The 26,599-nt window shown below is 56.7% G+C and carries 23 protein-coding genes and 1 tRNA gene; 18 read left to right on the top strand and 6 right to left on the bottom strand.

Translation table 11 applies throughout. From position 1 onward, the window contains the following. Positions 1–24: 24 nt before the first annotated feature. A complete protein-coding gene (locus ABNH18_RS15590; RefSeq protein WP_349383714.1) occupies positions 25–1,224 on the bottom strand; it encodes an amidohydrolase family protein in 1,200 nt (399 codons plus the stop codon). A gap of 490 nt (positions 1,225–1,714) precedes the next feature. Here ABNH18_RS15590 and ABNH18_RS15595 point away from each other — a divergent pair, with 490 nt between their 5' ends. Next, the gene (locus ABNH18_RS15595; protein WP_349383715.1) at positions 1,715–3,070 is read left to right on the top strand and encodes a WS/DGAT/MGAT family O-acyltransferase; all 1,356 of its coding nucleotides are present in this window, start codon (positions 1,715–1,717) and stop codon (positions 3,068–3,070) included. A gap of 107 nt (positions 3,071–3,177) precedes the next feature. Here the strand turns inward: ABNH18_RS15595 and ABNH18_RS15600 are convergent, their stop codons facing one another. Beyond that, complete coding sequence (locus tag ABNH18_RS15600; protein ID WP_349383716.1) at positions 3,178–3,753, bottom strand: hypothetical protein; 576 nt, start codon at positions 3,751–3,753, stop codon at positions 3,178–3,180. Positions 3,754–4,109: 356 nt separating this feature from the next. Here ABNH18_RS15600 and ABNH18_RS15605 point away from each other — a divergent pair, with 356 nt between their 5' ends. The 17 genes from ABNH18_RS15605 (at position 4,110) to ABNH18_RS15685 (ending at position 23,579) form a co-directional block, all read left to right on the top strand. Continuing rightward, positions 4,110–5,729: a GMC family oxidoreductase gene (locus tag ABNH18_RS15605; RefSeq protein WP_349383717.1), complete on the top strand. Its 1,620-nt coding sequence runs from the start codon at positions 4,110–4,112 to the stop codon at positions 5,727–5,729. Between the two features lie 10 nt (positions 5,730–5,739). After that, the gene (locus ABNH18_RS15610; protein ID WP_349383718.1) at positions 5,740–7,380 is read left to right on the top strand and encodes a long-chain fatty acid--CoA ligase; all 1,641 of its coding nucleotides are present in this window, start codon (positions 5,740–5,742) and stop codon (positions 7,378–7,380) included. Position 7,381: 1 nt separating this feature from the next. Then, the gene (locus tag ABNH18_RS15615) at positions 7,382–9,106 is read left to right on the top strand and encodes an aldehyde dehydrogenase family protein (protein WP_349383719.1); all 1,725 of its coding nucleotides are present in this window, start codon (positions 7,382–7,384) and stop codon (positions 9,104–9,106) included. A 141-nt stretch (positions 9,107–9,247) separates the two neighbouring features. Further along, positions 9,248–9,787 (top strand): TetR/AcrR family transcriptional regulator, encoded by a 540-nt coding sequence (locus tag ABNH18_RS15620; RefSeq protein WP_349383720.1) that lies wholly within the window; start codon positions 9,248–9,250, stop codon positions 9,785–9,787. Positions 9,788–9,907: 120 nt separating this feature from the next. After that, positions 9,908–10,627, top strand: coding sequence for a YebC/PmpR family DNA-binding transcriptional regulator (locus ABNH18_RS15625; protein WP_349383721.1), 720 nt, complete (start codon positions 9,908–9,910; stop codon positions 10,625–10,627). A 6-nt stretch (positions 10,628–10,633) separates the two neighbouring features. After that, a complete protein-coding gene (locus ABNH18_RS15630; protein WP_349383722.1) occupies positions 10,634–11,128 on the top strand; it encodes a CinA family protein in 495 nt (164 codons plus the stop codon). A 203-nt stretch (positions 11,129–11,331) separates the two neighbouring features. Beyond that, entirely contained in the window at positions 11,332–12,384 is a 1,053-nt protein-coding gene (gene recA / locus ABNH18_RS15635) for a recombinase RecA (protein WP_349383723.1), read from the top strand. Next, on the top strand, positions 12,362–12,841 hold the full coding sequence (locus tag ABNH18_RS15640; protein ID WP_349383724.1) for a regulatory protein RecX: 480 nt from the start codon (positions 12,362–12,364) through the stop codon (positions 12,839–12,841). Before recA ends, ABNH18_RS15640 begins: the two co-directional genes overlap by 23 nt. Before the next feature lie 359 nt (positions 12,842–13,200). Next, a complete protein-coding gene (locus ABNH18_RS15645) occupies positions 13,201–13,968 on the top strand; it encodes a sulfite exporter TauE/SafE family protein (protein WP_349383725.1) in 768 nt (255 codons plus the stop codon). Between the two features lie 184 nt (positions 13,969–14,152). Further along, entirely contained in the window at positions 14,153–16,753 is a 2,601-nt protein-coding gene (gene alaS / locus ABNH18_RS15650; protein ID WP_349383726.1) for an alanine--tRNA ligase, read from the top strand. A 155-nt stretch (positions 16,754–16,908) separates the two neighbouring features. Then, complete coding sequence (locus tag ABNH18_RS15655; protein ID WP_349383727.1) at positions 16,909–18,135, top strand: aspartate kinase; 1,227 nt, start codon at positions 16,909–16,911, stop codon at positions 18,133–18,135. A 211-nt stretch (positions 18,136–18,346) separates the two neighbouring features. After that, complete coding sequence (gene csrA / locus ABNH18_RS15660; RefSeq protein WP_035229872.1) at positions 18,347–18,535, top strand: carbon storage regulator CsrA; 189 nt, start codon at positions 18,347–18,349, stop codon at positions 18,533–18,535. A gap of 106 nt (positions 18,536–18,641) precedes the next feature. After that, positions 18,642–18,731 (top strand) — tRNA-Ser (locus ABNH18_RS15665). 194 nt (positions 18,732–18,925) lie between these two features. Further along, a complete protein-coding gene (gene pyrC / locus ABNH18_RS15670; protein WP_349383728.1) occupies positions 18,926–19,960 on the top strand; it encodes a dihydroorotase in 1,035 nt (344 codons plus the stop codon). Positions 19,961–19,965: 5 nt separating this feature from the next. After that, entirely contained in the window at positions 19,966–21,000 is a 1,035-nt protein-coding gene (locus ABNH18_RS15675; RefSeq protein ID WP_349383729.1) for a CobW family GTP-binding protein, read from the top strand. Between the two features lie 46 nt (positions 21,001–21,046). Further along, positions 21,047–21,376 (top strand): DMT family transporter, encoded by a 330-nt coding sequence (locus tag ABNH18_RS15680; protein ID WP_349383730.1) that lies wholly within the window; start codon positions 21,047–21,049, stop codon positions 21,374–21,376. Between the two features lie 46 nt (positions 21,377–21,422). Beyond that, entirely contained in the window at positions 21,423–23,579 is a 2,157-nt protein-coding gene (locus tag ABNH18_RS15685; protein WP_349383731.1) for an acetyl-CoA hydrolase/transferase C-terminal domain-containing protein, read from the top strand. Between the two features lie 51 nt (positions 23,580–23,630). On the opposite strand, the gene ABNH18_RS15690 is transcribed toward ABNH18_RS15685, so the two are convergent. The 4 genes from ABNH18_RS15690 to ABNH18_RS15705 are packed head-to-tail and all read right to left on the bottom strand — an operon-like array spanning position 23,631 to position 26,564. Beyond that, entirely contained in the window at positions 23,631–24,164 is a 534-nt protein-coding gene (locus ABNH18_RS15690; RefSeq protein ID WP_349383732.1) for a DUF4282 domain-containing protein, read from the bottom strand. Further along, positions 24,158–25,195 carry a DUF2804 domain-containing protein gene (locus tag ABNH18_RS15695; protein ID WP_349383733.1) on the bottom strand — a complete coding sequence of 346 codons (1,038 nt, stop codon included), beginning with the start codon at positions 25,193–25,195 and terminating at the stop codon, positions 24,158–24,160. Before ABNH18_RS15695 ends, ABNH18_RS15690 begins: the two co-directional genes overlap by 7 nt. After that, positions 25,192–26,004, bottom strand: coding sequence for a DUF1853 family protein (locus ABNH18_RS15700; protein WP_349383734.1), 813 nt, complete (start codon positions 26,002–26,004; stop codon positions 25,192–25,194). The genes ABNH18_RS15695 and ABNH18_RS15700 overlap by 4 nt, the downstream gene beginning before the upstream one ends. Further along, on the bottom strand, positions 26,004–26,564 hold the full coding sequence (locus ABNH18_RS15705; protein WP_349383735.1) for a PadR family transcriptional regulator: 561 nt from the start codon (positions 26,562–26,564) through the stop codon (positions 26,004–26,006). The genes ABNH18_RS15700 and ABNH18_RS15705 overlap by 1 nt, the downstream gene beginning before the upstream one ends. Positions 26,565–26,599: the final 35 nt, after the last annotated feature.

Here is a 26,599-nt window from a genome sequence, read left to right on the forward strand (position 1 = left end):
CCAGGCATTGTCCGCAGCGGGCTCTTAGCCGGATTGGTGGATTCTCAGTGCGAGGTTTGGTAGTTGCGCCAACGCATTGTCGCGCTCTACCTGAATGCGCTGAGTATTCGTGAAGGTTTCACTGAGCAGTGGTTGAGGATCCGTTGTTATCGATGGGTTATAGATTGGTCCTGCGAAGGGGAAGTCAGATGCAAATAAAATATGGTCTGGCTTCGTGACTTCTTGAAGACATTTCATTGCCGCGCTGGAAGGGGATAGCGCTGTGTCGTAGAAAAGGTTGGCGTAGCTTTCCGCTACCTCTTCTGGCGCTAATTGCTCAAGTCCGAGCGCAGATGTTAACGGTGGCGAATAAGTTAACAGGCTGGTGCGATAGGATAAGAAGGGGATGGCCCCTCCAGCATGGCCTAGCATCCAGCGAATGTTTGGATAATTTTTGAATACGCCGTTGTAGAGCAGGTTCACTGCCGCGCGGGTTGTGTCGAATGGAAATTCATAGAGAAAAGAGGGCAGAGCAAGCCTGGATGGGACTTCTTGTGGGGTTGCAGGGTGTACGAACACCATAGCGCCCAAGTCGTTGAGGGTTGCCATTAGGGGCTCGAAAACAGGATCTCCCAGGTAGACACCGTCATAGTTCGAGTAGATTCCTATGCCATCCATGCCCAGAACATTCATGGCTCGGCTTGCTTCTGTGCTGGCATTTGAAATGTCGACACTGTTATCCGCGTCCCCAATGGGGAGTACTGCAAATCCTCCAAATCGCCCTGGGTGTTCTATCGAGTTAATAAGCGTGTTTGTTGTGTAGTCATTGATCTGCATAGCCATGTCCAGCCTTTCCTGGGCTGTGGACAAGTAGGTCACCCCTGGCTCCGAGATGGACACGACCTGAGACTGGATGCCAAACAAATTCATGAAGTTTACGGCAATCTGGGGGTTCCAGTCGGGGAGGGGGATGCCTCCCGCGGTGGTAACACCATTCGATTCCATTGATGCCCTGTAGAAGTCAGGAATGTGATGACAATGGACGTCGATTCTATAGTTTTCTGAGGGAAGGGCCGCCTCCGTCATGGACTCATTGCTGGATGAGTTACGGGACGAGCTGCTGCTTTCCCCCCCACACCCGGCTAACGCCATGCCTCCGGCTGTGACTGCACCCAGTTTAAGGGCTGAACCAAGTAAAGCCCGTCTTTGGAGGTTGACTTTGTTGTTGTCGTGTTTCTCTTTCATGCGCATAGCTCCCGGACCAAATGGTCGTTTCTTGTAATTTATTGATCCCATTTGTATCAAATTGAACATAAATGTTCAATTGTGGGGGCTAAGGTCCCCGATTGCCGGTGAGCTATCGTTGTCGAGGGTGGTAAATTCTGGGGTATCTCGGCAAAAGACATGCCTATCGAGAAAGGACTACCAGTCACTATCGCCAACGACTGATGGTGTCAGGTGAAACAAAAATAGCTGCGGATAAGCAATTTCTTAACTATATACGTTTGAGTGTGGTGAGCTTATTCGTATCCCTCGATCGTAATTCGTAGCCAGGATCTTCCATAACCTCGACAAAAGCCTACATGAAGCATCGATTCCTCCCGATTGACCGTTGATAACCAAAGACAACGAATAAGGTAATGCTCCTGAACAAAAAAACCGGATGATAGGACTCTCGTGCCTGCATCGTTATAGTCAGGTCAAAGCGACACCGATAATAATAAGGAGCAGTGAAATGGCCCGTAAATTGTCCATTATGGATTCCGGTTGGTTGATGATGGAGACCCGCGAGACCCCTATGCATGTGGGTGGGCTGGCGTTGTTTGCCATTCCTGATGACGCGCCTGCGGATTACATAGAAGGGATCTACCGCTATCTGGTAGAGGTGAATGGGATCTGCCGTCCCTTTAACCAGAAAATCCAGTCGCATCTGCCTATGCGCATGGATGCTGCCTGGGTGGAAGACAAGACGTTCGACATTGATTACCACGTGCGGCATTCCGCGTTGCCGCGCCCGGGGCGAGTGCGTGAGTTGCTGGCACTGGTCTCACGGTTGCACGCTCAACGTCTGGATCCCAGCCGTCCGTTGTGGGAGAGCTACCTGATTGAAGGGCTGGAAGGGAACCGCTTCGCCCTCTACACCAAGATGCACCATTCCATGGTGGATGGAGTGGCCGGGATGCACCTGATGCAGTCACGACTGGCCACCAGCGCCGAAGACCGTTTGCCGGCGCCTTGGTCTGGTGAATGGGATGCGGAGAAGAAGCCGAGAAAAAGTAGTGGCGCTCCGGCTGTGGCTACCGGAATGAAAGGCACGGTAAATAATCTGCGCCGGGGCAGCGGCCAGTTGGTGGACCTGCTGCGCCAGCCGAAGGATGGCAATGTGAAGACCATCTACCGGGCGCCCAAAACCCAGCTCAACCGACGGGTAACCGGTGCCCGGCGCTTTGCCGCTCAATCCTGGTCGCTGCCACGGATCAAGGCCGCGGGAAAACAGCATGGCGGCACGGTGAACGACATTTTTCTGGCCATGTGTGGTGGGGCTCTGCGGCGTTACCTGTTGAGTCAGGAAGCGTTACCGGATCAGCCACTGGTGGCTCAGGTGCCGGTGTCGCTGCGAAGTGCGGACCAGGCGGGCGACGGTGGTAATGCTATTACCACCGTGCAGGTCAGCCTGGGAACGCATATCGCGGAGCCTCTGAACCGGCTGGCGGCTATTCAGGACTCCATGAAAGGGGTGAAATCCCGGCTTGGCGATATGCAGAAATCCGAGATCGATGTCTATACCGTACTCACGAATGTGCCGTTGTCGCTTGGTCAGGTGACCGGATTGTCCGGGCGGGTAAGTCCCATGTTCAATCTGGTGATTTCCAACGTTCCTGGGCCCAAAGATCCGCTGTATCTCAACGGTGCCGAAATGTTGGCTTCTTATCCTGTATCGCTGGTACTGCATGGCTATGCGCTGAACATTACCGTGGTCAGCTACAAGGACAGCCTGGAATTCGGCGTTATCGGCTGCCGCGATACACTGCCGCATATCCAGCGTTTCCTGGATTACTTAGAAGAGTCACTGGCGGAACTGGAGAACTAATTCGGTAGCTGTTTTGCGATGATAGGGATTGCGCCTGCAGCACTTGCGGCTGAGTGGCCGCCAACGGGAATAGGCGCCACTCAGCAGTGATACTGACCTTGCCGCGTTTAGTCCCGGAAGAACCAGCGCACACCAACCTCGTATTCAGTTAGGTCCAGGTCATCGTAATCGCGCAGGGTGGCAGAAAGCCCAACTTGCGGGGTGACTTTATAAATGGCTTCAATAAGCGAGGCGGTGTCGCGGAACAGCACATCGGATTCGCCGAGCTCAAGTCCAATCTGCCATTTTTCATTGAATTCATGTCTGAGGCCGATGTGGTGGTACCAGCCGCGGTCGATAGAGCCGTTTTGTAGCTCAAGTTTGTTGTGGTCTGAGCCCGCGAAAATGGATGTTTTGGCGTTGAATGGATAGTGAATCCCCAAGCCAATCACCGACCAGGATTCTTGCTGTGCGTTTTTTTCCGGCAACCGGACATTGCCCGCATTGTAACGGCCACGGGCGTGGAACCAGTTAAAGGCAGAGACACTGGCCTTTACGGTGCCCGAGCTGCTGTCGCCAAAACCGGAATAGTCTGTGTTCTGCCTGGAGTAGCCAATGTCGACGTAATCGAAGGTGTTGGAAGCTTGTGCCAATGGGCTAAGGAGAAGAGGCGCAGCCAACGCAATGCGATAAAGGGTGTGCACGATTAAGTCCTTTTTGGTTTTATTTATGGCGAAAAAGGATACGTTATTTTCGCAGGCATGGGGATTCCTTGTTTCCTGTGTTGTTTTGCAGAGTCCCCTATGGCGCTGAATAATCAGGCGAGCGGGGTGTTCTTCCCGACGTTCCCCTCATTTCTTCCTGGCAGCTTTCTCGCCGTCTTTTCCTCCTGACGTTTGTCAGCGGTATACAGAAATCGCGCAGTTACAAAACTTCATCAATAGCGCTGCTGATTAAAACTGGACAGTTGACCAGATTAAGTGATTGACTCGATTTAGGCCTGCGAGGCCCTTTGAGAAAGACCAGAAATAACAGCAAAAGAATAATCCGGGAGAGCACAATGAAATTCGATTACGTCATCGTCGGTGGCGGTTCTGCGGGAGCTGTATTGGCTACCCGTCTTAGTGAGAACCCTTCTGTTTCTGTATGCCTGCTTGAGGCCGGTGGGAATGGAGACCATATTTTGATTCGCGCCCCGGCGGGGGTGGTGGCCATGATGCCGGGGCACGGCAAGATCAGTAACTGGGCGTTCAATACCGAAGCTCAGCCAGGGCTCAACGGGCGTCTGGGTTATCAGCCGCGGGGCAAGGCGTTGGGCGGCTCCAGCGCCATCAATGCCATGCTGTATGTACGTGGCCACCGGGAAGATTATGACGGCTGGGCGGAGCTTGGCTGTGAGGGCTGGTCCTGGGACCAGGTGTTGCCGTATTTCCGTAAGTCGGAAAACAATGAAAATGGCAGCAATGAATACCACGGCAGTGATGGTCCGTTGCACGTTAGTGACCAAAAAACCCCGCGACCGATGACCCATGCCTTTGTCGAGTCAGCCCGGCAGGCGGGTTATGCCGGCCAGGCGGATTTCAACACCGGGGACAACGAAGGGGTCGGGATATACCAGGTAACCCAGTTTCACGGTCAGCCCAAAAACGGTGAGCGCTGCTCGACCGCGGCCGCGTTTCTCCATCCGGTGATGGAGCGCAACAATTTGACGGTGTTAACGGGAGCTCATGCCACTCGGATTGAGTTCGAAGGCAAGCGGGCGAAAGGTGTTCGTTACCGGCGCAAGGGCGAAGATGCAGTGGTGCAAGCCAGTCGTGAGGTGCTGTTGTGTGGCGGAGCGTTTAATTCCCCTCAATTGCTACAGCTATCCGGCGTTGGTCGCCTCGAAGATATTACCCCCCATGGTATTGATATGGTCCACGAGCTACCCGGGGTGGGGCAGAACCTGCAGGATCATCTGGACTTCATTTTGGCCTACAAGAGCAAGGACACTGACAACTTCGGGATTGGTGCGGTGGGTACGGTCAATCTGATGAAACACATTATGCAGTGGAAGAAAGATGGCACTGGCATGATCGCTACGCCCTTTGCTGAAGGGGCGGCCTTCCTGAAAACCGATGAATCGCTCTCCAGGCCGGATATTCAGCTTCACTTTGTCATTTCCGTTGTCGACGACCATGCACGCAAGCTGCACCTTGGTCATGGCTTCAGCTGCCACGTTTGCGCGGTGAATCCGTATTCACGTGGGCAGGTGTTTCTGAAGAGTGCGGATCCTTTGGCTGATCCTGGAATCGATCCCAAATTCCTGTCCGATCCCCGTGATCTGGAAACCACCATCAAGGGTGCAAAAATGACCCGAGAAATCCTGGAGGGGGAGCCGTTGGCCAAATACCGCGACCAGGAGCTGTTTGGAATCCGCGATGGGCTTAGCGACAAAGAGTGGGAGGCTCACATACGTTCTCGATCGGACACCATTTACCATCCCATCGGTACCTGCAAAATGGGCGTAGATGACATGGCCGTGGTCGACCCACAGTTAAAGGTTCATGGAATGGAAGGGCTGCGTGTGGTGGATGCCTCTGTGATGCCAACCTTGACCAGTGGTAACACCAATGCCCCTACCATAATGATTGCTGAAAAAGCGGTGGATATGATTCTTGCTGACGCGGCCAACCACTAAGGAGAACAATATGAATGCGAACATGAATGGAACCATGATGTACCAGGCCCTGACAGTGGGCTCATTGATTGACCATGCAATGGATTATCACTCCGATACCGAAGTGGTGTCGGTGGAAACCAGTGGTGATGTGGAAACCCACAATTGGGGTGTTGTTGCACACAATGCCCGTCGTCTTGCCGCTGTGCTGGAAAAGCTGGGCGTGGAGCCAGGTAGCCGCTGCGCTACCATCGCCTGGAATAACCGCCGTCATTTGGAAATTTACTACGGCGTGGCATCCAGTGGACGCATTACCCATACCATTAATCCGCGCCTTCATCCGGACCAGCTCACCTTTATTGTGGAAGATGCGAATGATCAAGTGTTGTTTCTTGATCGCACCTTTTTGCCCGCCATCGCCAGCCTCAAGCCGAAGTTGACTAACATTAAACACTTCGTCTTGATGGGCGGCCGCGATGCGGAAGCGGAAGCCATGCTAGACGGGCTAAAGTTTTATGATGAGTTGCTTGAGGAAGTCGAGCCGGTGAGTGGCTGGCCGGAGCTGGATGAAAACGCACCCGCCGCCCTGTGTTACACCTCCGGAACCACCGGCAACCCCAAAGGCGTTCAGTATTCTCACCGTTCACTGGTGTTGCATTCGCTGGCGGGCAACCAGCCTGACGGCATTGCCATTGCAGCACGTGATACCGTTTTGCCGGTGGTTCCCATGTTTCATGTCAACGCATGGGGCGTCCCTTATATTGCCGCCGCAGTCGGAGCCAAGCTGGTATTGCCCGGGCCGAATTTGGATGGCGATAGCCTGGTGACGCTGCTCAATGATCAAAAAGTCACTCTGGCCCTGGGCGTTCCCACCATCTGGATGGGGCTGCTCGAAGCCCTTTCCCGGACTGGAAAAAAATTGGACCACCTGGTGCGTACCGTGGTGGGGGGCTCGGCGCTGCCGCCATCTATGCTGCGTGAATTCCGCGATAAGTACGACGTTGAGTTGATTCACGCCTGGGGTATGACGGAGACGTCACCGTTGGGCACGGTCAACCAGCTGCTACAAAAACATGACTCTTTAAGTGACGACGAGAAAGCGCAACTGCGCGAGGGGCAGGGGCGGCCGCCTTATGGTGTCAGCCTGCGTCTGATGGATGAAAACGGGCAACGCCTTCCCCGCGATGGGAAAACCCAGGGGGATCTGCAGATCCGCGGCCATTGGATTGTGGAAAGTTATTTCGGGAAAAACCAGACCGCACTCACTGATGATGGCTGGTTTGATACCGGCGATGTGGCCACTGTGGATGCCGACGGCTTCATGATTATTCGTGACCGATCCAAAGATATTATCAAGTCTGGCGGGGAATGGATTTCCACAGTGGAGCTGGAAAATATTGCTATTGCTCATCCTGCTATTGCCAATGCTGCAGCCATTGCGGCTCGTCACCCCAAGTGGGATGAGCGCCCGATATTGGTCGCTATTCGTGACGAGAGCGTCAATGTGACCGAGAAAGAATTGCTCGAATTTTATGACGGCAAGGTTGCCAGTTGGCAGGTGCCCGACAAGGTGATTTTCGTGGATGCTTTGCCGCTGGGAGCCACAGGCAAAGTGATGAAAAATCGCCTGCGCGAACAATACGGTGATATGTTGCTAAAGGAGGGTGAATAACATGGATGCACAACAAAATACGCCCGAAATTTTCGCCCCTTCGCAGGCCGCATTGACTGCTCTGGATGGAGCCAAAGACCAATGGGCTCAAACGACCATTGCCGAGCGGCTGGTCATCCTGCAAGAAATCAAGGATGCCCTGGTTAAGGTATCGGAAGGCTGGGTGGCAGCGGCTACACGTGCCAAGCAACTTCCTGCTGACTCGCCGTTGCAGGGTGAAGAGTGGTTGTCCGGGCCCTATGCCCTTATGGGCGCCTGTAATGGCTTGATGCAAACCTTGTCGGAAATGGATGGTAAGGCGTTTCTCAATAGCCTGCCAAAACGCAAGCTGGTGACCGGTCAAACTGCTGTGAAAGTCACGCCGCACTCCATTTGGGATCGGCTGTTGCTGTCCGGTGTTAAGGCGGAAATCTGGATGCAGCCGGGCGTCACAGAAGAAAACCTGCCTGCCAATGCGGCCACCTTGTATGACACGCCTCGTGCGGGCCGTAAGGGTAAGGTGTCGCTGGTATTGGGGGCCGGTAATATTGCCGCCATTGCGCCATTAGATGCCTTCCAGAAACTGTTTGTAGAAAATCAGGTCGTGATTCTGAAAATGAATCCGGTGAATGAGTATTTGGCTGAATACTTGAGTGCTGCCCTGCGCCCGCTGATCGATCGTGATGCATTACGTATTGTGAAAGGCGCTGGCGATGTTGGAGCCTGGCTGACCGAGCATCCGCTAGTAGAAGAAATTCATATTACCGGTTCCGAGATTACTCATGACGCGATTATCTGGGGTGTAGGAGAGGAGGGGCGTGCTAACCGCGAAGCTGGAACGCCTCGAGTGGATAAGCGAATCACTTCGGAGCTTGGGGCTGTGTGCCCAACTATCGTGGTACCCGGAAACTGGTCCGCTGCGGATATTCGTTTTCAGGCAGAACACCTGGCCACCCAGAAACTGCACAACTCTGGCTTTAACTGTGTTGCTTGCCAGGCGTTGATTATGCCCAAAGGCTGGGAGCAGGGAGCGGCACTGCTCAAGCAGTTGCAGCAGGTGATGGGGGAATCCCAGCGGCTGGCGTACTATCCCGGCGCCCAGGATCGTCTGGACAGGTTCCGGGGGCACGGCAACAGCGTGTCTGCGGTGTCTCGAGGCAAGGCGCCAGCGGCGGTGATTACCCGACTGGAAGACGATCCCTGGTTCTGTGAGAACGAGGTTTTTGCCCCGGCACTGTCCACCCATGAGCTGGAAGCGCCTGATGCCGAACAGTATCTGAAGGCCGCCATCGACTTCGCCAATGAGAGCCTGCATGGAACCCTTGGTGCCAATATCGTGATTCATCCGTCGACGGTAAAGGAAATTGGCCGTGAGCGTTTCGAGGCATTGATTGGCGAATTGCGCTACGGCACGATCGCCATTAATGCGTGGACCGGGTTGGGCTTCTTGATGACTGCTTGTCCCTGGGGCGCGTTTCCTGGTCACACTTTGGACGATGTACAAAGTGGCATCGGTACGGTGCACAACACATTTATGCTGGAAAGTGTGGAGCGCACGGTGGTTGAGGCGCCGTTTCGGCCCTTCCCGCGCTCCGCCATGGCCGGTAGTCCGACCCTGTTACCGAGGCCGCCGTGGTTTATCACCAATCGTCGTCAGCATGAAGTGGGGCGCCTGTTGACCCTGTTCCAGTATCAGCCGGGTTGGCTAAAGCTTCCTCGTATTTTCCTCAATGCCCTTTTGGGCTAAGGTGCGCGCTTGCCACGGGGCTTTGGCCCCGTGGTAACGCTTCATCATATGGATACAGAGACAGCTATGACTGCTTCGGCACCCGCAAAACTACAGAAAAGGGCGACTCGAAACGCGCAAAAGCGTAGCGAGAAAAAGGCCATGATTGCGGAAAGTGCCCAGCAGGCGCTGCAAGAGTTGGGGTACGCCAATACCAGCTTGCGAGATATTGCCGCCAAGGCGGATTTGTCGCTGGGGATGCTTCACTACTACTTTGAAGACAAGGCCGAGCTGATTACCTATTGCGTGTCTGCCTACAAGGCTGACTTCACCGCCTTGGTGGAAAACGCCTTGCAAGGTGTCAGTGACAGGGAGGCGGTGATTGCCCGTTTTGCGGATGCTCTGGCTGAATCCATTTACCAAGATGCGGCAACGCATCGGCTTTGGTATGACATCCGCAATCAGGCGTTATTTGATCCAGCGTTTCGGACAAGCGTGATGGAGATCGAGGAAACCCTGATACAGGTGGTCAGTCGAGCTTGGTGCCTTGCTGGCAGAGATGCTGACGCCTTTAGTGCGCTGCATTATTCGGTGGTCGATGGTGTTTTTCGCTATTTGATGCAACGCCAAATGGCGGGTGAATCCCGTGATCAGCAAGCGTTATCCGCAGAGATTCGTAGCGTATTGGATTCCTTGTTCTAGCCGTACCTTTCCCTCTCCTCCTTTTGTATACCTTGTAAGACGGCTCACGCACAGGGTGCTTGGATGGCGCCGCAACTGCCCCTAAACTAAGCGGCTACTATTCTCTGGAGCAAGATTCCTATGGGCCGCGCCTATCAAAACCGCAAAGAATCCATGGCGAAAACCTCGGATATGAAAGCCAAGGTCTACAGTCGCTATGGTCGGGAAATTTATGTCAGCGCGAAATCCGGTGGTCTGGACCCTTCGGCGAATCTGACGTTACGCAGCCTGATCGATCGCGCCAAGAAAGATCAAGTGCCCGGTCATGTCATCGACAAGGCTCTGGACAAGGCCAAAGGTGGTGGCGGTGAGGATTACTCGCCGGCCCGCTACGAAGGCTACGGTCCCGGTGGCAGCATGGCGTTGATTGAATGCCTCACGGATAATCCGAACCGTACCTTTGGCGACGTGCGCATGGCCTTCACCAAGACCAAATGCAAGATCGGTACCCAGGGCACGGTGAGTCACATGTTCGACCATGTGGCCATTTTCGTTTTTGCCCACGAAGATGAAGACGGGGTGCTGGAAGCGTTGATGGAGGCGGATGTGGATGTCAGTGAGATTGAAAATGATAACGGCATGCTGACGGTTTTTACCCCTAATACTGAGTACTTCAAGGCCAAGCAGGCGCTGGCGGAGGCTTTCGGCGAGCTGGAATTCGAGGTGGATGAGATTCAGTTCGTGCCGCAGAGCTACACAACTATCGGTGCAGAGGATATGGAGTTGTTCGACAAATTCATGGCCATGCTGAATGATCTGGACGACGTGCAGAACGTGTATCACAACGTAGATTTGGGTTAGCCACGCATGCCAATTTGGGACGACGATATTCTCACTGCTGCACAGGCCCTGGCCGAATCGTTGGCCCAGCAGCGATTGATGTTGACCACCGCAGAGTCGTGCACCGGTGGGGGTATTGCAGAAACCCTGACCGGCATTGCCGGCGCCTCCGCGTGGTTTGATCGGGGCTTCGTGACGTACTCCAATGAGGCCAAGCAGGAGATGCTGGGCGTGCAGCCGGCAACCCTTGAGGCATCGGGGGCCGTCAGCGAGGCGGCCGCGTTGGAAATGGCTCGGGGCGCGATTAGCCATTCCCGCGCCCACGTCAGTGTGGCGGTGACTGGCATCGCCGGCCCCGACGGGGGCAGCCCGGACAAGCCGGTGGGTACCGTCTGGATTGCCTGGGGCCAGAAGCTGGGTTACGCCGAGGCCCGCCGTTTCCAGTTTGACGGTGACCGTAACGCCGTCCGTCAGCAGACCATCCACGAAGCCATACTGGGCTTGAATGCCCGCCTCAAGTAGCCACAATCGGGCTATTCATCGCTGCCCCGCCGAGGCGGGGTGGCAGCAACAGTGATTTGGACAGAAGCAGGGTGGTTGCAATGGACAGCCAATGCTGTTCATAATACTGTCCATATTGTCAGCACTGACCGGAAGGCCAGATAAGACAGATCAGATACGGTTGGCGTCAATGAATGACGCGCCGCAAACGGAGAGGGGTCACAATGAGCGATAAAGGTAAGGCGCTATCCGCCGCACTGTCACAGATTGAGCGCCAATTCGGCAAAGGTTCCGTCATGCGCATGGGCGATCGCAAGCGCGAGCGCATGCCGTCCATCTCCACCGGCTCACTGGGGCTGGACATCGCTTTGGGTATTGGCGGGCTGCCCAAGGGCCGTATCGTCGAGATCTACGGCCCTGAGTCCTCTGGTAAAACCACCCTGACCCTGAGCGTGATCGCCCAGGCCCAGAAAAAAGGCGCTACCTGTGCCTTTGTGGACGCAGAGCACGCCTTGGACCCGGATTACGCAGAAAAACTGGGCGTGAATGTGGACGACTTGATCGTCTCCCAGCCGGACACCGGTGAGCAGGCGCTGGAAATCACCGACATGCTGGTGCGCTCCGGTGCCGTGGACGTGATAATTGTGGATTCTGTGGCGGCACTGGTGCCGAAAGCCGAAATTGAAGGCGAAATGGGTGACAGCCACGTGGGCCTGCAGGCTCGCTTGATGAGCCAGGCGCTGCGCAAAATTACCGGTAACGTGAAAAACGCCAATACCCTGGTGATGTTTGTTAACCAGATCCGTATGAAAATTGGTGTCATGTTCGGCAGCCCGGAAACCACCACCGGCGGTAATGCGCTGAAATTCTATTCCTCGGTACGCTTGGACATCCGCCGTATTGGTGCGGTGAAGCAGGGTGATGAAGTCACCGGTAACGAAACCCGCGTGAAAGTGGTCAAAAACAAGGTGTCGCCGCCGTTCCGTCAGGCCGAGTTCCAGATTCTTTATGGGCAGGGCATTAACCAGATGGGCGAAGTGTTGGATTTGGGTGTTCAGCAGGGCTTGATCGACAAATCGGGCGCTTGGTATGCCTATAAGGGCGACAAGATTGGCCAAGGTAAGCAGAACGCCTGTGAGTACCTGCGCGAGAACCCGGCCATTGCCGAAGAGGTTGAGACGCAAATTCGTGCGCGCTTGCTGCCGGACCCCACCGCGGAAGTGCCGGCAGCAGATGAAGGACGAGTAGCAGAGGATGCCGCCGCTGACGATGAGTGAGCCGCTGACGGAGGCCGAGCTGCGTCAGCGGGCGATTGCCCTGCTGGCCCGGCGCGATCATGCCCGACGTGAACTGGTCACCAAGCTGCAGCAGCGGCTGGGTGATCAGCCAGCGCTGGCTGCCGTGCTCGCCTGGTGCGAAGAACACGACTTTATCGATGACCGGCGCTTTGCCGGTTTTTTTGTGCGTGCCCGCATTGAGCGAGGGCAGGGCGCCCTGCGCATTCGCCAGGAATTGCAGCTCAAAGGCGTGGAGAACGACTGGATCGCCGAAGCACTGGAGAATGCCGAGGTAGACTGGTTTGCCTTGGCCAAAGAGGTCCGAGCCCGGCGGTTTCGGCACTACCCTGCTGACCAGAAAGAAAAGGCCAAACAGCTACGGTTTTTGCAAAGCCGGGGGTTTGATGCCGAGCAGAGCTTTGCGGCGCTGGATTCTTCTGAGGACGATCTGGACTGACCCCTGCTTGCTCCGATAAATCCCGTAAGAAGCGGGCTACACATAATTCCTGCCGCTACCCTGGCGCCTTGCTGTAGGAGCGTCGCTGGCGGCGCGATACCCCGAACCCGGAAAGGCTGTTTACCACGTTTACTCCACAGGGTCAGAACTCACCGGGGAAGAGTGGGGTTTTACTCCGCGAACGTTGCCCCCTCTGTGCGGCAACGGTTCTTGATCCAGGCATGAATCGCGCCGTCAGCGACGCTCCTGCGGCGCGCTTGGTGGGTGAGACTCGTATACAGCCCCTGTGCCCTCAACACATTTTGCTGGCGGGTGGGTCAGGGTATCCTTGTGCTTTGTGAAACCGGACTGGGAACCCCATGGAATATCTATCAGACCCCTGGTTAGTGGCAGCGTTGCTGGGCGCCGGTGTGCTGGCGGGGTTTATCAATACCCTGGCGGGTGGCGGTGGCTTGTTGATTCTGCCATTGCTGATGCTTACCGGTATGGGGGCTGCGCTGGCCAACGGCACCATGCGGGTGGCGGTACTGATTCAGAGTGCGGAAGCGGTTCGCCAGTTCAACAAACGGGGCTCCATGCCGTTCGCCGCCTTGCCGGCGATTCTGGTGCCGAGCCTGCTGGGCACCCTGGTGGGCGCCGGCGCTGCGGCGTTTCTTCCGGAAACCATCCTCAAACCGGTTCTGCTGACGACCCTGGTGGTGGTGGCTTTGCTGATGGTGCTGCGTCCGGCGCAAATGTCGCCGTCGCCGGATGCTATCCCGCTATCCCCGAACGCGAGCCTGTCCGGGTGGCTCGGCCTGTTTCTGGCCGGCGTGTATGGCGGTTTTGTGCAGGCCGGTGTGGGCTTTGTGCTGCTGGCGGTACTGGCGGGGCAGTTGCACTACGATCTGCTGCGCAGCAATGCACTGAAATTGGCGATCACTGGCAGTTTTACTGTGCTGGCACTGGCGATTTTTGTGGCCCGAGGGCAAGTCGCCTGGCTGCTGGGCCTGGTGGTAGCGGCAGGCAGTCTGCTCGGCGTTCGGCTAGGGGTGGGCTTTGCACACAAGGTCTCCCCCCGTGTACTCAAGCGTATCCTGCTGGTGATGGTGCTGGCGGTGTGTCTGGCGGCGGCGATCAAGGGCTAAAAACGAGCTGCGAGCTGCGAGCTTCTAGTTTCTAGTTTCTAGAATAACCCGAAAACAGAAGGTGGCCTCTTCTTTTGTCTCATAGCTAGAAGCTGGTAGCTCGCAGCTCATGAACCATCGCAACCGGGCCTTGAGGGCGCTATACTCGGCCCTCTCTGACAGCCAGCCAATGATTGTTTCTCCTATGAAGAGTGCTGAACTACGCCAGGCCTTTCTGGACTACTTCGCCAGCCAGGGGCACACCAAGGTGCCGTCCTCCTCGCTGGTGCCTCACAATGACCCCACGTTGTTGTTTACCAATGCGGGAATGAACCAGTTCAAGGATGTGTTTCTGGGCCGTGAATCCCGGGATTACACCCGTGCGACCAGTTCCCAGCGTTGTGTCCGCGCCGGCGGCAAGCACAATGATCTGGAGAACGTGGGCTACACGGCACGCCACCACACCTTCTTCGAGATGCTGGGGAACTTCAGCTTCGGCGACTATTTCAAGCGCGAAGCCATTAAGTTTGCCTGGGAATTTCTGACTGGCACCCTGGGGCTGCCGGAAGATCGTCTGTGGGTCACGGTGCACGTGTCCGACGATGAAGCGGCAGATATCTGGCTCAAGGAAATGGGTGTCAGTGCCGAACGTTTCTCCCGGCTGGATGAAGATAACTTCTGGCAGATGGGCGACACCGGCCCCTGCGGCCCAAGCTCGGAAATTTTCTACGACCATGGGGCGCATGTGCCCGGTGGCCCGCCCGGGTCTGAGGGCGAAGATCTGGATCGTTATATCGAGATTTGGAACCTGGTGTTCATGCAGTACGATCGCCAGCCGGATGGCGAGTTGCAGCCATTACCCAAGCCCAGTGTGGATACCGGCATGGGCCTGGAACGTATTGCGGCGGTGTTGCAGGGCGTGCATTCCAACTACGAAATCGACCTATTCCAGGCGCTCTTGAAAGCGGCGGCTTTGGCCACTGGCTGTGACGATTTGGAAGAGAAGTCCCTGCGCGTAATTGCTGACCATATTCGCTCAGCCAGCTTCCTGATCTGCGACGGGGTGATACCGTCCAACGAAGGCCGCGGTTATGTGCTGCGCCGTATCATTCGCCGTGCCCTGCGCCATGGCCACAAGCTGGGGCAAGACAAGCCGTTCTTCTCCACGCTGGTGGTCGCTTTGGTCGAGCAGATGGGCGAAGCCTACCCGGAACTGGTCCGTGACCAAGCGCGCATCGAAAAAGCCTTGTTGGCGGAAGAAGAGCAGTTTGGCCGCACCTTGGCGGCAGGCATGAAAGTGTTGGAAAGTGCCATCGACCAGCTCGATGGCAAGGTACTGCCCGGTGAGGTGCTGTTTAACCTGTACGACACTCACGGTTTCCCGCCGGACCTGACTGCCGACGTGGCCCGAGAGCGTGATCTGACTGTGGACATGGATGGCTTTGAAGAGGCCATGAACGCCCAGCGTGAACGGGCGCGCAGTGCCGGCAGTTTCGGCAATGATTACAGCGACCGGCTGAATATCGAGGCGGTGACCGATTTCTCCGGCTACGAGAAGCTGGCCGGTGACGATGCGGTGGTGGGCCTGTACAAGGATGGCGAAGCGGTCGAGTCCCTGAATGCCGGCGAAGAAGGCATGGTGGTGCTGGCCAAGACCCCGTTCTATGCGGAGTCTGGCGGTCAGGTAGGCGATACCGGCGCGCTGATGGGAGGCGATGACAGTGAAGCTCGTTTCCTGGTCACCGATACCCGCAAGCGCCAGGCGGCCCACGTGCATGTGGGCAAGCTGGAAAGCGGCAGCCTGACGGTGGGCAGCAAGGTATCGGCCTATGTGGATGTGGATCGTCGCCGCGCGGTGATGCGCAACCATTCCGCTACACACCTGATGCATGCGGCGCTACGCGATGTGCTGGGCGAACATGTGCAACAGAAAGGCTCGTTGGTGGCTGCTGACTATCTGCGCTTTGACTTCTCCCACGGCGAAGCCGTCAGTGAAGCCCAGCGCGAACAGATAGAAATTCTGGTGAATCGCCAGATTCTGTCGAATACCGCCGTGACCACTGAATTGATGGACATTGACGCGGCGCGTGAAGCAGGCGCCATGGCGCTGTTCGGCGAGAAATACGATGATCAGGTGCGCGTGCTGAGCATGGGCAGTGACGGTTTCTCCAAGGAGCTGTGTGGCGGCACGCACGTGAACCGCACCGGCGATATCGGACTATTCCGTATTACCCTGGAAGCCTCTGCAGCCGCCGGCGTGCGCCGTATCGAAGCGGTGACCGGCGAGCACGCTCTGGCGGTGATGCGCCAGCAGGAACGGGCGCTCAGCGATATCGCCGCCACGGTGAAAAGCTCACCGGACAATGCGGCCGAGCGGGTGCGCAGCCAGGCGCAAAAAGTGCGTGAACTGGAAAAAGAAATTGAACGCCTTAAGCAAAAACTGGCTAGTGGCGCCGGCGGCGACCTGACCAGTGATGTGCAGGACATTAATGGCGTGAAGGTACTGGCGACACAAATCGACGGCGCCGATAGCAAAACCTTGCGGGTTACCATGGACAAGCTGAAAGACAAGCTGGGTTCCGCGGTGATTCTGCTGGCCGCAGTGGAAGGCGATAAAGTGGCGTTGGTGGCGGGGGTCACCAAGGACCTGACCGCCAGATACAAAGCGGGTGATCTGCTCAAGTTCGTGGCCGAGCAAGTGGACGGTCGCGGCGGCGGTCGCCCGGATATGGCCCAGGGGGGCGGCAATAATCCTGCTGCATTGCCCGGGGCGCTGGAAAGTGTAAAGGGCTGGGTGGCTGAGTAGGGAATTGGGCCGGAAATAGCGGATATTTTTGGCCTGAAAAACCCACTTTGGGGGCGGAAAGGGTCGCAGATCTGATTCGCCATACCACCTGAACATGAAATCCCGGCGCGTTTCTGCTAAAGTAGCGCGCTCTTTTTTGCAGAAAAAGCGACTTTATGGCTCTTATCGTGCAGAAATACGGCGGTACCTCAGTGGGTACGGTCGAACGCATCCAGGCCGTTGCCGAGAAGGTAGCAGGCTTCCATAAACAGGGTGACCAGGTGGTCGTCGTGGTATCCGCCATGAGCGGGGAAACCAACCGGCTGATCGAGCTGGCCAACGGCGTCAGCGACAAGCCCTCTCCTCGGGAAATGGACGTGCTGGTGTCTACCGGCGAGCAAGTCACCATTGCATTGCTGTCCATGGCGCTGCAGAAGCAGGGCCTGAACGCCCGCTCCTATACCGGCAGCCAGATTCCCCTGCGCACCGACAACTCTTACTCCAAAGCCCGTATCGAAGAGATCGACGACAAGAAAGTGCGCGCCGATCTTGATGGCGGCAGTGTGGTGGTTGTGGCCGGTTTCCAGGGCGTCGATGGCGACGGCAACATCACCACGCTGGGCCGTGGCGGTTCGGATACCACCGCCGTAGCACTTGCCGCCGCACTAAAAGCGGACGAGTGCCAGATCTACACTGATGTGGACGGGGTTTATACCACCGACCCGCGGGTAGTAGATAACGCCCGCCGCCTGGACAGCATTACTTTCGAGGAAATGCTGGAAATGGCCAGCCAGGGCTCCAAGGTCCTGCAGATTCGTGCTGTGGAATTCGCCGGCAAATACAATGTGCCGTTGCGTGTCTTGTCCAGTTTCCAGGATGGCCCTGGGACTCTTATTTCCGTCGAAGACGAGGTTGATATGGAAAAGCCGGTAATCTCCGGAATTGCCTTTACCCGTGATGAAGCCAAGATCATCGTGCGTGGCGCCCCGGATACTCCGGGTATCGCCTACAAGATCCTCGGCCCGGTGAGTGCAGAAAACATCGAAGTGGACATGATCGTGCAGAACGTGGGGAAAGACGGCGCTGCCGATTTTACCTTCACTGTGCACCGCAACGATTTCGCCCGCGCCCAGGAAGCCCTGCGTAACGCGTCTGAAGAGCTGGGTAACCCGGAAATTATCGGTGACGACAAGATCGCAAAGGTCTCTCTGGTGGGTGTGGGTATGCGCTCTCACGCGGGTGTGGCGTCCAAGATGTTCGAAGCCCTGGCTAACGAAGGGGTGAACATCGAGATGATTTCCACCTCCGAAATCAAGGTGTCTGTGGTCATTGCCGAGAAGTACCTGGAGCTGGCAGTCCGTGCCCTGCACTCCGAGTTCGAGCTGGATCAGCCCGGCACCTGATCGGCATACCATCAGGTAGGTATGGGGCGATGACCGGTTGGTCTAGCCCCTCTCACGGCAAGACTTGAGAATCTGATTCAGGCATACTACCGGCCCCGTGCCAGGGGTGGGTTAATGGTCTCTGCACCAAGGAGTCGTCAAGGACGGCAACCCGTGAGCCTCAGGTACGGAAAGCGCTCACGGAAATGAAAGGACCCCAGGAGGGATCATTATGTTAATTCTTACGCGTCGAGTTGGTGAGACCCTGATGGTGGGTGACGAAGTTACCGTCACTGTTCTGGGTGTAAAAGGCAATCAGGTCCGTATCGGTGTGAACGCGCCGAAAGAAGTTGCCGTGCACCGTGAAGAAATTTATCAGCGAATTCAGCACGAAAAATCGTCAGATAGCGAGTCTGCCTGATTTTTGGGCTGTATTTTGTTCGCAAAATCGTTATGATGCGCGGCGAGTTTGGTGACAGCGCCGATTAAGAGCGTTCACCACCAAACCACAAGCAGTACCGCATTCCGGAGAGGTGGGTGAGTGGCTGAAACCAGCTCCCTGCTAAGGAGCCATACGGGAAACTGTATCGCGGGTTCGAATCCCGCCCTCTCCGCCATATTCGAAAACGCCCCGCATCGCGGGGCGTTTTTCGTTGGGGAATATTGTTGTGGGCGTTTGCCTGCATGCAATATCGTTCAGTCTGGGCAGCAATTGCCAGCAGGTTGGCTCCCACCTCCGCCTGCCCTCAAACTTACGCTACACTACGGCCCCGAAACGCCCCACGAACTCTCACGGTAAAAAGGTGACCCCATGACCGATACCCTGACCATTGCCCGTCCTGACGACTGGCATCTGCATTTCCGCGATGGTGATCTGCTGGCGGAGACGGTGCCGGCCACGGCGAATGTATTCGGTCGCGCCATTGTCATGCCCAATCTGAACCCGCCGGTGAACACCGTGGCCCAGGCCGCAGAGTACCGTGAACGCATTATGGCCCAGGTGCCGACAGGGGTAACTTTTGAACCTTTGATGGTGCTGTATCTCACCGATAGCACCCCGGTGGAGGAAGTGGAACGCGCTGCCAAAAGCGATTTTGTGCATGCCTTCAAGCTTTACCCGGCGGGCGCTACTACCAACTCGGACAGTGGTGTCTCCGACCCGGGTAAGATTTTCCACTTGTACGAAGCCATGGAAAAGCACGATGTGCCGTTGCTGGTGCACGGTGAAGTAACCGATGCGGATATTGATATTTTTGATCGGGAAAAGGTCTTCATCGACCGGTACTTGAACACGATCCGCAGCCAGTTTCCGGCTCTGCGTATTGTCTTTGAGCACGTGACTACGTCAGAAGGCGTCAACTTTGTCCGTGAGGCCAACGCGCTGACCGCCGCGACGGTAACGCCCCAGCATTTGTTGATGAACCGCAACGACCTGCTAGTGGGCGGTGTGCGCCCGCACAATTACTGCCTGCCGATTCTCAAGCGTCGCCAGCACCAGGAAGCGATTCAGAAAGCGGTGATCGACGGCCACAGCCGTTTTTTCCTGGGCACGGATTCTGCGCCGCACGCCCGTAACAAGAAAGAAGCCGCCTGTGGCTGCGCGGGCTGTTACTCGGCCCGAGCGGCTCTGCCGCTGTACGCCACCTTTCTGGAGCAGCACAATGCGCTGGACAAGCTGGAAGGCTTTGCCTGCCATTTTGGCGCCGACTTCTATCGCCTGCCACGCCACACGGATACTGTGACCTTGCTGCGCAAGCCCTGGGATGTACCTGCTGTGATTGAAGCAGCCGGGGAGCCGGTAGTGCCGTTTTTTGCCGGTGAGCAGCTGCCCTGGTCGCTGGGCTGATTGCCATGGAAGAACGCATTCCGGTGGTGGTACTCACCGGCTTTTTGGGCAGTGGCAAGACCACACTGCTCAATCGCTGGCTAAGCGAGCGCAACGATGTGGCCCTGATCATCAATGAGTTGGGTGATATCGGCATTGATCAGCATCTCACCGGTGCTGAAGGGGTGTCGCTGTCGTTGTTGGCGGGAGGCTGCCTGTGCTGTGTGATACAGGGCTCCCTGTCCACCACGCTGCGCAACCTGTTCATGGCTCGCAAGAATGGCGATATTCCTGCGTTCACTACCGTGGTGATTGAAACCACCGGCGCGGCGGATCCCTTCGGTGTGGTAGCGCCGCTCGATCAAGATCTCTGGTTGAAAAAGCGCTTCGTTTGTCAGTCGGTGCTGACCGTGGTCGATACCCGCGCGGGTGCCGATGCGATTGCCCGGCATCCGGAAGTCCTGGAGCAAATCCACGGCGCGGATGTGCTGCTGCTTTCCAAGGCAGAGCATGCCGATCTCGCTGCTGTACAGGAATTACAGGCGCAGCTGCATGAGCTGAATGCGTCTGCGCGGCAATACCGGCTGGATAGCGACTGCCCTGACGCAACGTTGCTCGATGAATCGTTCCCGCGCCGTTGTCGGGTGACCGGCCTGTTTGCCCCTGTGGGAAAAAGCGCGCCCGCCGTTCAGGCGGCTGCGTCCCTTCCTGCCGGACAGAATGCGTCCCGCCATAATCTGTTCAGCGCTTCGCTGTGCTGGCCCCATGGCCTGGACTGGCCGCTATGGCAGGCCGCGTTACAACAATTGCAGGCGCAGTGCGGTGATGCGTTGGTGCGAGTGAAAGCGCTGTTGCAGGTAAACGGGCTGGACGGTCCCATGCTGGTTCAGTGGGTGGCGCAACAGGCACCGGAGATGACGCCACAGAACCAGTGGCCGGATCAGGACGCCGACTCGCGCCTGGTGCTGATTGTTCGTCACCGTGACGCTGACTTCGCGGCTCAACAGCTGGCACACTGGCAGGTCTTGTTGAATCAGCTGCAGGTAGCCCCTTCGGTCTGAATGTTCGGTTTAATAGCCAGCCCTTGCCTATTGTTACGGAGTTCTTATGGGTTACCTGTACTTGTCCATTGCCATTCTGGCTGAAGTGGTCGCGACGTCAGCGTTGAATGCGTCCCAGGGCTTCACTCGGCTGTGGCCATCGGTAACGACCGTGGTGGGCTATTGCATTGCGTTTTATGCGCTTTCCCTGACCTTGCGCACTATACCCATGGGAATAGCCTATGCGGTCTGGGCGGGAGTGGGTATCGTATTGATTGCCTTGGTGGGCGCGGTGTTTTTTAAACAAATGCCCGATTTTCCCGCCATGCTGGGCATGGGGTTCATTATCGCGGGTGTGGTGCTGGTCACGCTGGTGTCCAATGCCGCTAGTCATTGAAATTGCGTGAATGCTAACTACATGAAGAGAATGACAAGGAGAGCTCGTGACGGATCGAATTAATCAGGTAGAGCAGGCGGTAGACCGGGTTATTGATGCCACGGGCGGCGAGATTCGCCTCGCCATGCCGTTGGGGCTGGGTAAGCCCAATCGATTTGTGAATGCACTTTATGCCCGCGTGGAAGCCGATGCAGCTTTGAGTCTGGATATCTATACGGGATTGTCGCTGGGCAAGCCGGGTGCCGGCAGCGACCTGGAAAAACGGTTTCTTAATCCGTTTGCTGAGCGGCTTTTCGGTGACTACGAAGAGCTCACCTATCTGGCGGCGCAAAAGCGCGGAAATCTGCCCGCCAATATTCGGGTGTTCGAGTTTTTCGTGCAGCCTGGCAGCATGCTGGGCAGTGATGTGGCCCAGCAACATTACATCAGCAGTAACTACACCCATGTGGCCCGGGACCTCAATGCCCGAGGCGTGAATGTGGTGGCGCAATTGCTGGCTCACCGGCAGGTAGACGGCAACGACGAGTACAGTTTCTCCTGCAACCCGGAAGTCACTCTCGACCTGATGCCCTTGCTCAAGGCTCGCAAGGAAGCCGGTGAAACCATCGTGTCCGTGGGCCAGGTGCATCGGGACTTGCCGTTTATGGGTAACGATGCCCGGGTGGATGACTGGCTGCCGGAGATGGATATTCTGGTGGACGACCCGGAAGGGCACACACGGCTGTTCAGCACCCCGAACATGCCGGTGAATATTCAGGACCATTTTGTCGGCCTGCATGCCAGTACCCTGGTGCGTGACGGTGGCACGCTGCAAATCGGTATTGGTGCCCTTGGCGATGCGCTTGTGCATCACCTGCGTCTGCGCGAGCAGGACAATCCCCGTTACTTGAGTGCGTTGAAAGCCTGGGATGTGCCGCCGGAGCATGACGCCTTGATTCAGCGGGAAGGGGGCACCGGGGTCTTTCGTGAGGGCCTTTACGGTTGCAGCGAAATGATGACCCACGGCCTGCTGACCTTGATCGACGACGGCATCATACGCCGCCCGGTATATGACTGGGCACCACTGCAGCGCCTGGAAATGCATAACCCTGCGACGCCCGGGCTGGCATTGCTGGATGCCCTGCGCCAGCAGTCGGCAATCAGCCGGCGACTGGATCGGGCACAGCTGCGTACCCTGAAACGGTTCGGTATTTTTCGCGACGGTATTAGCAAACACGGTGACGAACTGCAGCTGCCCCATGACGTGATCGTGCCCAATGACCTGGATGATCGCACCACCCGTGAAGCCCTGAAGGCGGTGTTCGGCGAAAGCCTGGCCGGTGGCGTGGTGATGCACGGTGGCTTTTTCCTGGGGCCCCGGGATTTCTACGCTCGTCTGCGGGAGATGACGGATCAGGAACGCGACAGAATCAACATGACGCGCATTAGTTTTATCAATCATCTTTACGGGGATGAAACGCTGAACCGTTTGCAGCGTCAGGATGCGCGTTTTATCAATACCGCGTTCACGGTTACCTTGTTGGGCGCTGTGGCTTCGGACCAGATTGAAGATGGCCGCGTGCTCAGTGGTGTGGGTGGGCAGTATAATTTTGTCAGCCAGGCCCATGAGCTTGAGGGCGCTCGTTCTATTCTGATGGTGCGGTCATGGCGTGAACGCGGCGGCGAGGCTATGAGCAATGTTGTGTTCAGTTATGGACACAACACCATTCCCCGGCACCTGCGCGATATGGTAATCACTGAGTACGGCGTCGCGGATCTGCGTGGCAAAACCGATGAAGAAGTGGTTATGGCTATGCTTAACGTGGCCGATAGCCGTTTCCAGGTAGAACTGATGGAGCAGGCCCAGGCAGCGGGGAAACTTCGCCAGGGTTATCAGATCCCCGAGGCGCACCGTCGCAATAATCCGGAGCATCTCCATGACATCGCAGAGCAGTGCGGCAACGAAAGCTTCCCGGTTTTTCCTCTAGGCACGGATTTCACCGAGGTAGAGCAGCGCTTAATGACGGCCCTTACCTGGTTGAAAGAAAAAGTCAGTCACAAGGAATATCTGAAACTGGGCCGCAAAGCGTTGTTCAGTGAAGGCAGCCCAAGCGAGTTTGCGGCGCAATTGGATCGTATGGCGCTGACGGACCCGGATGGAGTGCGTGAGCATATTTTTCAGCGCTTGCTGCTGACAGCACTGGAAGCTACTCAGGAAAATTAATGTTAACGATGAGTGGATAATGGCGGCTAAGTTGCCGCCATTATCGGTGTTTTATTTATTGTCGCTTTTATTGTGTTTTTCCGGTTTTTTTCTTTGCGCGCGAGGGGGGCTGCCGCCTGAAAGAGCGCGCCAGAAAGGAATTCGCCGGGTCACAGCTACCATTTCGTCCACGCTGTCGCTGATGCCGGACAAGCGATCTACTGTGTCACGTAAGCCCACCAATTCATCTACATGCTCAGAGATTTTGAACACCACCATGTAGAACTCCAGTAGTGCCCTCAGGATCGATGCTGCGAACAGAAAGGTCAGTGGGGCGGCAAAGAAAAAGTAAAAAATACCGCGCCAAGTCGACGCCATAAAGGCTTCCACGCACAGATACAGTAGGCCGATGGCGATGGCGGTCAGTGCAATGCCGTAAACTCCCGGCATGACCTGGATAATCATGTATTTATCGAACTTGAAATTGAACAGTTCGCGCCAGTATTGCACTACCCAGAAGTAGCCCCGGCGGATTTTTTCGTTAAACTTTTCCGGTACGGGGGGCTGGCCGGTGTCTGCGCTGGAATCGCGTTTTTGATCTACCATTTTGCGTACTGCTCCTCGACAAAACCGTAGTGGCGTTCGATAGGCAGGCGGCGCCCGTCATCCAGGCGGAGCTCGCCATCGAAGTGGCCAAACAGCTGATTGAAGTTGCTGGCAAAGAGCCCCAGGTTAAGGCGCTCTTTGTGGTTTCCATTGGGGGTGAACTGAAGGTGTACCCGGCCGCACAGGCTGCGAATTGTCCAGGGTTGCATCAGCTCGTCACGGTTGTAATCAAATAACACACCGCCGGTGGGGACCATGACATCATCGATCCACAGGCAGTTCTCGGAAAAGGTTGTCTCATTGACACCACAGGATAGATTGAGCCCGACCCGGGTATCGCCAACCCGGGTGGACAGGCAGGCCCAGTTCCAGAAGGTTTCGCGGCGCATATAACCGGCAGAAAAATCATGGTGCCCGTTGGCGTTGAGGGCGCTTAGGTCGGTGTGCTTGCCCTGGCGCTGCAGTGAACCGGTGACGGCTTTCCCCGCCACTTTGTTGGCATAGACCCAGCCATTAATACCGGTGCGGGTGCACAGGGACATGGGCTGGTACGCCGGGCCTTCGTCCATGTGGGCATTCAGTGTCAGCTCATCCAGTTTTATCGACAGGCTTTTGCTCAATGCTCCCCGGTCGTCCTGCTGATAGCCCAGCCGGATATCCACGTTTTTTTGCCGGAATACGCTTTCGCCATGTTGCGGTGACGCGGACATTCGCAGGTCCTTGCCCAGTGGCGAGCGCCAGGTGTATTCGTGCAGGGCGCCGGTTTGAGGCTCAAACAAATAGAAAAAAGCCATGCCCAAGTAGCCGGTATGGGCAAAGGCGCAACCGGCCAGAAGTTCATCACTGATAATCCCGAAATACTGGAACTGCTTGTAATGAAAGTGCCGGGCGAAGGCGGAGGCGGACTTGCCCATGGGGGTGCGGTAATCGGCTTCGCGGCCGTTAATGCTCGCTACGGTTTGCGGGAACACACCGAAAGCGACCTGACCCTGGTTATCCACCAGTGCCGGCGGTTGTTGTTGAAATTTCATGGGGTTGGCCAGCTGACAGGAACAATGAAACCCGGTTGGTCATGGTGTGGACCCGTGACCATGAGAGGGCGTGAATGGCCTTCAACATAGTCAATCACGGTGGCGCGATCAACGAAATGGGTACCTTTGTCTGACATAAACGGCGTGGGCCAGAACGGGCGCTCAATGATTGACCAAGGGCCGTCCTCCAGCTCGTCGGTGGTGCGCCACCACCCCCGTTCGTGCCCGTGGCCTGGTTTCACATCGCCGGGTGGGGTGGCGCGATGATAGAAGAGCCTGCCACGGGTCAGCAGGGCTTGCCCGTGCACCTCCCAGCCCTGTTCGGCCAGCTGGGTGCGGGCAACATCTGATTGTGAGCGAGGCAGTTGCTGCTGGTAGAGATGGTGGGCCTTGCGGGCCAGGGTGTCGTGGCGATTGGGGCCGTACCACTGCTCGGCGGTGGCCAGGTAGAACTTGAGCGCCAACTCCCAATGCCACAGTTCGCCGCTCAGCCGGTCACGCACCAGCATATCCAGCTCGCCCAGGGTGCGGCCGCCTTCGCGAATGGGCAGGTTGCTGGTAATACGTTCCAGGCCCGGGCTGGCATCCACCAGCGCAGCGACCCACGTCTCGAAAATTAGCCCCAGGCGGCGCGGGGCGGAGCGAGTCTGTAATTGGGTGGCGGCGCGATAAAGCAATGCCGGATCTGCTTGCCGCTCTCGCTGCAGCAGGTGTCCGGCATCCTGAAAGGGGGAGCAGGGCAACAGGGCAGGGGCCTGAACCAGCCAGTCGAGCTGGCGGATCAGGGTGTCTGTTGCGTTGTGGGTCATTACACCGATGTAGGCACCGATACTGGCCGTTCTTCACGCTTTTTCAGGGCGCTGCGAACCTCGTCAGCCCAGTGCAGCCAGGCTTGCTGGTCAAGAATGCCTCGGCGCAGGGTGAGGTAGGTAAAGAGGTCACGATCCTGGCTGGTGTCATCCAGTTTGCTGGCTAGCGATTCGAAGGTATTCAGCCGTTCACGGCGCAGGTCGGCCTGGTCGTCCAGCTCGCGCAGTATGGACGCGCTGTCGGACAGATCCCCGCCAGCAATCTTGACCATGAAGGCATCGCGGATGCGCGGGGGTGCAGCAGGCTTGCGTAGCCAGCGAATCAACTCGTCGCGTCCTTCATCCGTGATCCGGTACAGTTTCTTGTCCGGTTTGCCGTCTTGGGGGATATGGCGATATTTCACCATGCTTTGATCGTTGAGCTTCCCCAGCTCCAGATAAATCTGTTGGTGGGTGGCGTTCCATACCAGCCCGATACTGTTGGCAAATTCGCGAGCGAGGTCGTAACCGCTGGCTTCCTGGTCTTGTAACAGGACAAGTATGGCATGGCGCAAAGACACGGCTCACTCCTCGTTTTTTTGTGATGTAATTCCAA

Source organism: Alcanivorax sp., from assembly GCF_040118815.1.
Lineage (GTDB): Bacteria > Pseudomonadota > Gammaproteobacteria > Pseudomonadales > Alcanivoracaceae > Alcanivorax.